Origin of the sequence: Skermanella aerolata KACC 11604 (genome assembly GCF_000936425.1) — a bacterium.
Taxonomy (GTDB): domain Bacteria; phylum Pseudomonadota; class Alphaproteobacteria; order Azospirillales; family Azospirillaceae; genus Skermanella; species Skermanella aerolata.
The window spans coordinates 1-9,850 of the sequence record NZ_AVFK01000093.1 but is presented as its reverse complement, the minus strand read 5'-3'; the positions used below and the strand labels follow the sequence as shown (position 1 = coordinate 9,850).

The following is a 9,850-nucleotide window of genomic DNA, read 5'->3' as shown; positions in this document are numbered from 1 at the left end:
GCCCCGGATCGCCGCCCAGCCGGAATGCCTGACGGAACGACGCCGTGGCCTCCTCGACGCGGCCCTGCTGGCGAAGCGCCATTCCCGCACCGGCCGGGCCGGCGGGATCGCCCGGCTTGACCGCCAGCGCGCGGCGGAACTGAGTGACGGCGTCGTCGAACCGGCCTTGTTCGGTCAAGGCGTTGCCGAGGTTTATCAGCGATGCCGCATGATCCGGCCGGCAGGCCAGGGCGCTTCGTGCAGCCGCGACCGCTTCGCCGATCCGGCCGCGCTGGTGCAGCGCATTGCCCAGGTTGCACCGGATCTCGGCGTCGGCCGTGCGCTGGGTAAGAGCTGCCCGGTAGGCGGAAATTGCCTCGTCGAAACGGCCCAGCGCCGTCAGGGCGTTGCCCAGGTTGAACCGGGCTTCGGCGAAGCCGGGATCGAGCAGCACCGCCCGGCGGTAGGCCGGGACCGCGTCGGCGGGACGCGCCAGCCGGCGCAGCACCATGCCTAGACCGCACCAGCCGTCGGCGTCCTCGGGCGCCAGCATCAGGCAGCGGCGGTAGCAGCCCTCCGCCTCGGCGATCCGCCCCTGGTCTTCCAGGGCGGTCCCGAGTCCCCGGTGGAGCGCCGCCGCCAACGGTTCGATGTCCAGCGCGCGCCGGTACAGCGCTTCCGCCTCGCCCGCCCGTCCGCCGGCCTGATGCCACTGGGCCATCGCCAGCAACTGTCCGATCATGGCAACGTCGCTCCCGGCTTCTCCGAGCGGGACCGGGCGCAAACCCGGGTCCATGGGGTTCGGCTTGACCCCGGCACGCGGGCGCGGCATCTTCCCCGCTGATCGATAGCGGTACGCAAGGCGGGAGGGCTCAGCATGAGCTACGAGCAGGTCGAGGAAGCGTGGCAGTTGAGTGAAACGGCGCGCGAGCGTGCCGGAACGCTGGGATCGGACCCGTCACCCGCCGATTACTGGGCTGCACTGTTCAGCACCTCCGAACTCGTCGATGTCGAGCGCACCCTGCGCGAGGGCGGCGATCCGCCCGACCGGATCTTCCTGAAGTCGCCCTACGGGCTGCGCTGGCGTTCGGAAGAGAAGGACTGGATACCCTTCCGCCATGGCCCGATCGAGCCCCTGCCGGTGTGACTGCGGCGCCCTGCCGTCACGCCTTGCGGCTGTCCTGCCAGCTCGGCTGGCTCAGGAAGCGGTCCTCATGCTTCATCACGGCGTCGGCCAGCTTCAGCGCCTGGTAATACTCTCCGCGTGCCACGAGCTGGCGGATCGACTCCAGGGTTTCCTTGATCGCGTCGATGGTCGTCGCCTGGAAGAAATCGTCGATGAAGCTTTCCAGCGTCGTCAGCAGCGGCGGCCTTTCCTGATCGGTCGCCATATAAGAATTCTGGATCATGAAATAGATGCGCCGCGCCGGTGTCGAAGCGGCCTGCGGCGGCATGATGTGCTTTTCGGTCAGGAACGAAACGTTATTCAGGAAGATCAGGGTGCAGCGGCCATCGGCCTGGATCAATGCCCCATTTACGACGATGCGTTCTTCCGGCGCCAAGCGAATCTTCAACGACACTGCAAATACCCGTACAAGGATGGTTCGACCGGAGGGCACAGTAGCACCTCGCGAACCCAGGAACAGTATATAGCTTCGGTTTTTCGCGTCATCCGGCTCTCGGCGGCCTTGTGTCAGGCCGCCGAGGCTGGGACGGGCCGACCCGTTAGCGCAGGCCCAGCAGTTCGGTCAGCATCTGGTCGGTGGTGCTGATGATCTTGGTGCCTGCCGAGTATGCCCGCTGGGTGATGATCATGCGGGAGAACTCGTCGGCTAGATCGACGTTGGAGGCTTCGAGCGAGGATGTGGCGATGTTGCCCGCTCCCGCGGTCCCGGCGTCTCGAAGGTTGTAGGCGCCGCTGTCGGTGGTCTGGATGTAAACGTTGCCGCTGCGCTCCTGAAGGCCGTTGGGGTTGGTGAAGGTGGCGATCGGGATGCGCGCCAGGTTCTGGGTCAGGCCGTTGCTGAAGCTGGCGACCACGTTGCCGTCGGTGTCGATCGCGATGCCGGTCCGCAGTCCCAGTTCGGCGCCGTCCTGGTTGATCGTGCCGACGCTGTAGTCGGACGCCGACTGGGTCAGGCCACTGATATCGATCGTGATGGCCTGGGTATCGTCGGAGTTGTTCGCCCAGTTGATGCCGGTCAGGCTCAGTTCCAGGTTGCCGGTCGGATCGCCGACCGGGTTGAACTCCATGACAGCGGTGTTGGCGGCCTGGGTCGCCACCTTGTCGATTTTACCATCGGAGCCGAACACCAGACTCAAGTCCGTGGTTGCGGCCGGGGTGGTGATCGCACCGCCGGCCGGATCGCTGAGGTTCAGGGTCCAGGTGTTCGCCGTGGCCGTGTTCGTGAAGTCCATCTGGATTTGCTGGGCGGCGCCCAAGCTGTCGTAGACGGTCATGCTGCGGCTGAAATGAGGTCCTGCCGCGGTGGTGACTTGGCGCGCGTCCAGGTTCAGCACGACATCGGCCTGGGTGGTCTGCTTGGTGCGGCCCGATTCGAAACCGACGCTGACCGGGGTCAGGCTCGCCACGTCGGCGGTGGCGTCCACCAGTTCGCCGTCGTCGCCGATCTCCCAGCCCATCAGGTAGAAGCCGTTGGAGTTGCGCAGGTAGCCGTTCTCGTCCTCCGAGAAGGAGCCGGCGCGGGTATACAGCGTTTCCTCACCGCTCCCGCCGTTCGGGCGCTGCTGGACCACGAAGAAGCCGGAGCCGGAGATCGCGACGTCGGTCGTCGACGCGGTCTGCTGCGGCGTGCCCTGCTGGTTGACCGTCTGCTCGGTGGCGGCGCGGACGCCGCCCGGCGAATAGATCGTGCTGCGGCCGGCCTGGGTGACCAGGCTGGAGAAGCTCGCCTCGTTCCGCTTGTAGCCGGTCGTGTTGACGTTGGCGATGTTGTTGGAGATCATTCCCATCGACTGGCTTTGCGCGCTCAGTGCGGAAACACCGGTGAAAAGGGATCCGAACAGGCTCATGATACTCTCCTCGGTCTTGTCTGCGGCGGCTCTCTACGCATCTGGGCGGAGGCGGCCTATGGTTTGACGATCGTTGCGGTGTCGGCTCAGGCGGCGACGGGCAGCTGGGCGTTGATGACGTCCTCCATCTTGACCGGCACCTTGCCCATCATCAGGGTCGTGACGCCGTTGCCGGCCTCGATCCCGGAGACGCGGCCGAATACGGTTGTCTTGGCGGTGATCAGCTTGCTGTCGGCCTTGGGCGCTATCACCGTCATGCTGTAGGTGCCGGGTTCGGCGACGCTGCCGTCGGCCTTCTTGCCGTCCCAGGTCACTTCCTGCCGGTTGGTCGTGCGCGCTCCGTCCAGGGTCTGGATCGTGACGCCCTTCTCGTTCTTGATCTGGATCCTCGTCGAGGTCGAGGCTTCCGGCAGGGTGTAGGACATCTTCACCGGCTTGCTCTCATAGGTGAAGGCGTTGCCGGTCGCCTCGACATCCAGCCCGATGAAGCCAAGCGACGCCTGCGTCTGGTTGTTGTTCTGCAAGCCCACCAGCTTATCCAGCTTGCTGTTCTGGCTGATGGCCTGCTCGACCTGGCTGAACTGGACGAGCTGGTTGGTGAACTCGGTGGACTCCATCGGCGACAGCGGGTCCTGGTTCTGCAACTGGGTGGTCAGCAGCTTCAGGAAGCTGTCGTAGTCCTGGGTCAACTTGGCGCTGGAAGCGTTGGTCGTCGTGGTGGCGCTGGAGCCGGTGGTCTTGGTGGTGGAGGCCGTCGTGGTGGCCGCGGTCTGAGCGGCGGTGTTGATCGTCGTCATCGTGGTTCTCCTGGTGCTCGCTCAGATGCGGATATCGAGACGGCTGCGGTTGGCGCCGGAGGCGCCGTACTGGGGGGCGGCAAAATCCGGTATCGCCGGCCCTTCGATATTCATCCTTGCAAGACCCTTGCCACGTCCGCCGCCGGGCTGGTTATAACCGGCGAACTGGCGCTGATTTCCGCCCTGGCCCTGACCTTTCAGGTTGAAGCTCAGGCTGCCGGCATCGGTCTGAAGGCCGGCGTCGTTCAGCGCCCGCTCCAGCGCCCGGTGATCCTTCTGGAGCATCTCCAGCGTTTCCGGCCGTTCCGCCATGATCGAAGCCTGGACCCGGCCGTCGGCCCCGAAATCCAGCTTCACCTCGACGCTGCCCAGTTCGACCGGCTTGAGGTTGATGACCATCTGGTCATTTTTGCCGGGTACGGCTTTGCCTAGCTGGACCGAAACCTGGTCGGCGGCGGCGCCGTGCTGTGCCGTGCTCCTGCCGTGCGGGGCCGCCGCACGCTCGGTCTCCTCCGCTTCGGCAGGCCCCTGAGACGCTGCCTGCACGCCCAGGCTGCCGTCCGCTTCCGGCTCCTTGTGGACAGGCTTGACCTTCGCCAGCGTATCCTCGAAGGATGGGCCGGCCTCGGTGCCGCGCTCCTTGATGGCGGGCTTGCCGTCATCGCCGGCCAAGCCCGGCGCCGTCCGGATCGGAGCGCCTCCGCGGCTCTCGGTCTCGATGCCGGTGGCGGGATCCGACGGCCGGGCAGCAGTCGCCCCTTCCGGCTGTGCGGCATTCCGCTCGGCCGCCTTTCCGATCCGGTCGGCATGCTGCTGGGCCTGCCGGCCGCCATGGGTCTCGCCATCCTGACCGGAGCCGCCGGTTCCTGTCCCGGCGTTTTCAGCATCGGACAGGTTGTCGGCAGCCGGCGCCATGTCGGCATCCGCCGCCGGATCGTCAGTTCGGGCCGAATTCGTCTGCGCCTTCGGGTCGGCGGATGAATCCGTGGGCGTCGCGGCGGCTGGTTTCGGACCGGCCTTGGCATCAGCCGGTGACGGCTCCGCGATGGTCTGAGCTGCCGCAGTCTGAGCCGCTGCAGTCTGGACTGTCGCAGCCTGGGCCGATGCCATCTGGACCGTTCCGGCTTGGCCCGTTGCGGTCTGGCCGGCGGTAGTCTGAACCGTCGCCGCGAGCGGCGCCGGGACGTCCGTGGCAGTCGTGGCGCCGTGTTCTCGCGCTTTCGGCGGCTCCGCCTGTGCGGCGCGCTGGCTTGCCTTCGCATCCTGGCGCGCCTCGACCTTCGCCTTGCCTTCGGCCACCAGCTTCGCCAGGTCGTCCTCGCTGATCTGCGCGTCGGCATCGGAGTTCATGGCGTCGATCGGTATCCCGGCATCCTCTCCGCCGGCGGCAGGTCCACCGCTACCCGGCGCCGGTCCCAGTCCCTTGGCCGACTGGCCGGAGGGCGGGGCTTCGGGGGCCTGGAGCGGTGCGCCGCCCGGCAGGGCCGGAGCGGGCACGGCGGCGGGGATTAGGGCAGGGCCTGCCATCGTGCCCTCCTCCAGGTCGCCGGCAGCCACATCGCCCGAAGCGGGTTGCTGCGGCTGGACGATCATGTTGGAGAAGAGGCCCGGCGCCATCAGGCTGAGGATGCCGTCGGGGATCGCGGATGCGGCTTGCGTTCCCTGGCCGGCGGCCGGAGGCGCTTCGGTTGCGGCGGTGTCCTCGGCATCGCCTTCGCCCATGAAGAAACTGTTCATCAGGGAGAGGAAGCCGTCGTTTCCGGCTTCGCTGCCGAACGCTCCGGCGACACTGGCGCCGGTGCTTCCGGTCGATGCCGTCTGCGGCACCGGTTTGGCTTGAGTGATTTCCACGGCTTCCTCGCTGGCTATGCACCATCAGCATTAGCAATCCGTGGGCCACTTCATGATCCGTTGGATCGGTTGAAGATCCGGCCGGCCGCCTGGACAAGTGGCGGGGCAATCGGCTGGGCAATCGAAGTGACGCCGGTAGTTTTTACCCAGTCCCTCTTGCCCGGACCCGGCACTGTCTGCCGCGCTGACATGGAACGGGCGGGACGCCGAAGCGTCCTGCCCGTTCCATGTCAGCGAAGTCCAGTCGACGATCACAGCGTCGTATTGACCGCCACCGACATCGGCTGCGGTGCGCGGCCGGTCGGATAGCGGGCGCTCGGCCTGCCGTATCCGCTGATGGCGCCCTGCTGCTGCTTCTGCTTCGTCACGTCCACCACGATGTCGATCACCCGCCTCGTGGCGGCTTCCGCCCGCTTCAGCGCCGACAGGTTGGCTTCTGCCGCCGCATCCAGGCGTTCCCACAGGCTGCCGAGCCGCTGGCGCAACTCGGCGGGCAGCTGCGCTATGACCGCCTTGTTGTGGCGCAGGACCAGGATCTGGTGGTCCAGCTTCTTGCCCAGCGCGGTCTTGGCATCGCCTATCCGGGTGACGTCCTCCAGGCGCATGGCGCCGGCGGCTTCGGTTTCCCGCTCCATCAGGGCCGTGAAGGCTTCCATCGTCTGGCAGGTTTCGATAACGGCTGTGGTAGCGTCCATGGTTCAAACCTCCTGCATCTTCAGCATGGCGTTCCGGACACTGTCCGCGATGCCCAGCTTTCCGCTCTGTGCGATCTGCTTGCCGTATTCGTTGATCATCAGGCCGCGGAACATCTCCTCGCCGTTGCCGCCGCCGAAATACCCGTCGGTCTCGATGCCCTGCCACATCTGGGTCAGCATCTGCGACACGAACTGTCCTTCGAATTCCTTCGCCGCCTTGTCGATCGCCTTGTCGTCGAGATGCGCCTTCGGGAGCTTGCCCTTGGCGGCTGCCCCGGAGGCAAGGTCCGAAGCGGATACGCCGGGGGTGGAAAGGGCAGGCATCGACATTGGACCGCTCATCACATCACCTCGATTTCGGCCTGGAGCGCGCCGGCGGCCTTGATGGACTGGAGGATGCTGATCATGTCCCGCGGACCGACGCCCAGAGCGTTGAGGCTTTCGACCAGTTCCTGAAGGCTGACGCCGTTGGACATGATGGCGAGACGGTTGTTGGACTGCTCGTCGACCTGGATGTCGGTCTGCGGCGTCACGACGGTCTGCCCGTTGGCCAGCGGGTTGGGCTGCGACACCTGCGGGTTCTCCGTGATCCGGATCGTCAGGTTGCCCTGGGCGATGGCGACCGTGCTGATCCGAACGTTCTCGCCCATCACGATGACGCCCGACTTCTCGTCGATCACCACGCGGGCGGCCTGATCGGGGGTGACCCGGAGCTGTTCGATCTCGGTCATCAGCCCGACGATGTCGCCGCGCCGCATCTGCGGGACCGTGACCACGACCGAGGACGGATCGGTCGGGCGCGCCGTATTGGCGCCGAACACGCTGTTGATCGCCTGCGCCACCCGCTGCGCGGTGGTGAAATCCGGGTTGCGGAGCGACAGGCGCAGCACCGGCAGTTCCGCCAGCGAGAACTCGATCTCGCGTTCCACGATGGCTCCGGCGGAGATCCTGCCCGATGTCGGCACGCCCCTGGTCACCGAGGCGCCCTGGCCGGAAGCGCTGAAGCCGCTGACCGCCAGCGGCCCCTGGGCCACCGAATAGACTTCGCCGTCGGCGCCCAGCATCGGAGTGACCAGCAGGGTGCCGCCGAGCAGGCTCTTGGCGTCGCCGAGAGCCGATACCGCGGCGTCGATCCGGCTGCCCTGCGCCGCGAAGGCCGGCAGGGTGCCGGTCACCATGACGGCCGCGACGTTCTTCGTCTTCATCGACTGGCCGCGCGTGTTGACGCCCATCCGTTCCAGCATGCCGATCAGGCTCTGCTCGGTGAAGGGGGAATTGCCCAGGCTGTCGCCGGTGCCGTTCAGGCCGACCACGAGGCCGTAGCCGATCAGCATGTTCTCGCGGACGCCTTCGACATCGACGATGTCCTTGATGCGGGAGCTGGCCCCGGCGTTTGCGGGGACCAACGCGGTCATGACGCCGAAGGCCACCATGCCGGCGGCCGAGACCGGGACCAGCGTCCGGAGCAGCGTGCGAATCGCGGTGGCGAGGGGATGGGTTCGGGTCATGGCGTGTCGGCTCCTGATACGGTCATCTGCCTTACAAGCGAATTGCGTGCCAACTTGCTGAAGCCCCGTCCACGGCGGTTCGCGCGACGATCCATCCGATACCTATCGGCAAGGGATTCCGGCTCGCCACGGCAATTATTGCCGTGCATACTGCTCGTTAACCGAGTGTTAAGTCAGGTCCGACGACTATTTGACATCAGTTTTGGAGCTATGGTGCCATGAAAGTCGAAGGTCCGGGGTCCCTGAACAAAGGCGGTGCGGCAAAACGCGCCGGCCGTTCCAACGGCAGCCTGGCCGGCGCCTTCGCCCGCGCGCTCCATGGTTCCGACGAGGCGGTCGCCGCCGGCGTCAACGGCGCCCAGTCGGCCGGCGCGGTCAACCCGCTGCTGAACCTTCAGGAAGTCGAGGACTCGACCAGCGGTCCGTCCAAGGCCAAGGCCCGGGCGGAAGACCTGCTGGATCGCCTCGACGAGATCCGCCACGCCCTCCTGGCCGGCGGATTGCCGGAGTCGCGGCTGAATGCGCTGTCCCAGGTGGTCCAAAGCCGCCGGGAGGAAGTCGATGACCCCCGATTAGTGGAAATTCTGGACGAAATCGACCTGAGGGCGCAGGTGGAGCTTGCCAAGTTGTCGCCTAGAGGGTAGCTCATCCCTTCAGGATTTCGCCGCTTTTCCAAGGGCTTGTATCCAGTCGGCAAACCCTTCCGCGCCAGTTGCGGAGGGGCGTATCGATCCATATACTCCGCGCCGTTTCGGCAGCCATCCGGGGTGGGTGTTAGAGGATGTCATCACCAATTCCGTCGCCTGATTACCGGCCGTCCGAGGACGAGCCATTCATGAGTCCCCAGATGACGGAGTATTTCCGTCGCAAGCTGCTGAAGTGGCGTTCGGAACTCCTTCAGGAATCCGAGGAAACCCTTCAGAGCCTCCAGGAAGGCGGGCTTCAGGAAGCCGATATCGCCGACCGGGCCTCGCTGGAGACCGACCGTTCGCTGGAGCTGCGGACCCGTGACCGCGAGCGGAAGCTGATCTCCAAGATCGACGCCGCCCTGATGCGGATCCAGGACGGGAGCTACGGCTACTGCGAGGAGACCGGCGACCCGATCAGCATCCGCCGTCTGGAGGCCCGCCCGATCGCGACCCTCAGCCTTGAAGCGCAGGAGCGGCACGAACGGCTCGAACGGACCCACCGTGACGATTGAGCAGGACCGGGAACGGAATGGCGCCAGGGAGCAGATCGCGATCGGAAGGCCGCTGCGCCGGCTGACCCATATCTGCGCCACGGCGCTGCTGACCTTGTCTTGCGTCTTTCCCGGTGCCCAGGCGCAGACACCTGGACGGGAAACCGCCGTCCTGGAAGGCGTCAACATGGCGGTGGTCATGCCGGTCGATCTGGCCGCGAATCCCGCCAACGCCGAATGCGGCCTGACCGAGCCCCTGGTCGCCGAGGCGATCCAGCTCACCGTCCAGGCCGCCGGGCTCCGGACGGAACTGCTGGCCCAGGCCCAGCCCTTCACCACGATCACCCCCGGCGTCTACCTGATCCCGACGATCGCGACGCTCCGCGACAGCTCGTCCCTCTGCGTGACGTGGCTGAGCCTGAAGGCGCAGTCGGCCCATACCCTGACCCTGCCGTCCACCCAGCAGCGCAAGACGGTCCAGATCCTCTACTGGGACCGCGGCATGCTCCTGAGCACCCCCCGGGGCGGCCACGCCGGCGCCGTAGCCGCCGGCCTCCGCCAGCTCGCCTCCGACTTCGGCGAGCAATGGCGGCGCGACCAGCGGTAGGGTAGGGGATATCACACCAACGGTCTCAGATATCGAGGCGTCAAGGATACCGTTTAGCTTTGTCCGACAAGTGCGCTACGGCCTGAGTTTGTTCATCAGTCAGCATCTTCGTCCCTTGGTATGATAAGAGTTGAGTACCTCCACGCGTCTCATACCAGGAGCCGAAGAGTTTGACCGGCACTCGGGAAGTGTTGGGCCAT

General features: G+C 66.2%; 12 protein-coding genes. 4 read left to right on the top strand and 8 right to left on the bottom strand.

Annotation, left to right across the window (positions count from 1 at the left end):
- Nucleotides 1–721 (bottom strand): tetratricopeptide repeat protein (locus tag N826_RS37420; RefSeq protein WP_169789497.1); only part of this gene is annotated, 721 nt, incomplete at its 3' end.
- Nucleotides 722–856: 135 nt separating this feature from the next.
- Between N826_RS37420 and N826_RS37415 the strand changes: the two genes are divergently transcribed.
- Complete coding sequence (locus N826_RS37415; RefSeq protein WP_044437574.1) at nucleotides 857–1,126, top strand: hypothetical protein; 270 nt, start codon at nucleotides 857–859, stop codon at nucleotides 1,124–1,126.
- A gap of 16 nt (nucleotides 1,127–1,142) precedes the next feature.
- Here N826_RS37415 and N826_RS37410 read toward each other — a convergent pair whose 3' ends face one another.
- The 7 genes from N826_RS37410 to N826_RS37380 form a co-directional block, all read right to left on the bottom strand.
- Nucleotides 1,143–1,541 (bottom strand): flagellar biosynthesis repressor FlbT, encoded by a 399-nt coding sequence (locus N826_RS37410; RefSeq protein WP_044437573.1) that lies wholly within the window; start codon nucleotides 1,539–1,541, stop codon nucleotides 1,143–1,145.
- Nucleotides 1,542–1,704: 163 nt separating this feature from the next.
- On the bottom strand, nucleotides 1,705–3,012 hold the full coding sequence (flgE, locus tag N826_RS37405) for a flagellar hook protein FlgE (protein ID WP_044437572.1): 1,308 nt from the start codon (nucleotides 3,010–3,012) through the stop codon (nucleotides 1,705–1,707).
- 86 nt (nucleotides 3,013–3,098) lie between these two features.
- On the bottom strand, nucleotides 3,099–3,809 hold the full coding sequence (locus N826_RS44575) for a flagellar hook assembly protein FlgD (protein ID WP_052832761.1): 711 nt from the start codon (nucleotides 3,807–3,809) through the stop codon (nucleotides 3,099–3,101).
- Nucleotides 3,810–3,830: 21 nt separating this feature from the next.
- On the bottom strand, nucleotides 3,831–5,660 hold the full coding sequence (locus tag N826_RS37395) for a flagellar hook-length control protein FliK (RefSeq protein ID WP_044437571.1): 1,830 nt from the start codon (nucleotides 5,658–5,660) through the stop codon (nucleotides 3,831–3,833).
- A gap of 251 nt (nucleotides 5,661–5,911) precedes the next feature.
- On the bottom strand, nucleotides 5,912–6,355 hold the full coding sequence (locus tag N826_RS37390) for a flagellar protein FlgN (protein ID WP_044437570.1): 444 nt from the start codon (nucleotides 6,353–6,355) through the stop codon (nucleotides 5,912–5,914).
- A 3-nt stretch (nucleotides 6,356–6,358) separates the two neighbouring features.
- Nucleotides 6,359–6,685 (bottom strand): rod-binding protein, encoded by a 327-nt coding sequence (locus tag N826_RS37385; protein ID WP_044437569.1) that lies wholly within the window; start codon nucleotides 6,683–6,685, stop codon nucleotides 6,359–6,361.
- Between the two features lie 11 nt (nucleotides 6,686–6,696).
- Nucleotides 6,697–7,863, bottom strand: a complete 1,167-nt coding sequence (locus N826_RS37380; protein WP_044437568.1) for a flagellar basal body P-ring protein FlgI — start codon at nucleotides 7,861–7,863, stop codon at nucleotides 6,697–6,699.
- Nucleotides 7,864–8,081: 218 nt separating this feature from the next.
- On the opposite strand from N826_RS37380, the gene N826_RS37375 reads away from it, so the two are divergent.
- The 3 genes from N826_RS37375 (at nucleotide 8,082) to N826_RS37365 (ending at nucleotide 9,650) form a co-directional block, all read left to right on the top strand.
- The gene (locus N826_RS37375; protein ID WP_044437567.1) at nucleotides 8,082–8,507 is read left to right on the top strand and encodes a flagellar assembly protein FliX; all 426 of its coding nucleotides are present in this window, start codon (nucleotides 8,082–8,084) and stop codon (nucleotides 8,505–8,507) included.
- A gap of 137 nt (nucleotides 8,508–8,644) precedes the next feature.
- On the top strand, nucleotides 8,645–9,064 hold the full coding sequence (gene dksA / locus N826_RS37370; protein WP_044437566.1) for an RNA polymerase-binding protein DksA: 420 nt from the start codon (nucleotides 8,645–8,647) through the stop codon (nucleotides 9,062–9,064).
- Nucleotides 9,054–9,650, top strand: a complete 597-nt coding sequence (locus N826_RS37365) for a hypothetical protein (protein ID WP_044437565.1) — start codon at nucleotides 9,054–9,056, stop codon at nucleotides 9,648–9,650. Before dksA ends, N826_RS37365 begins: the two co-directional genes overlap by 11 nt.
- The last annotated feature ends 200 nt before the right edge of the window (nucleotides 9,651–9,850 follow it).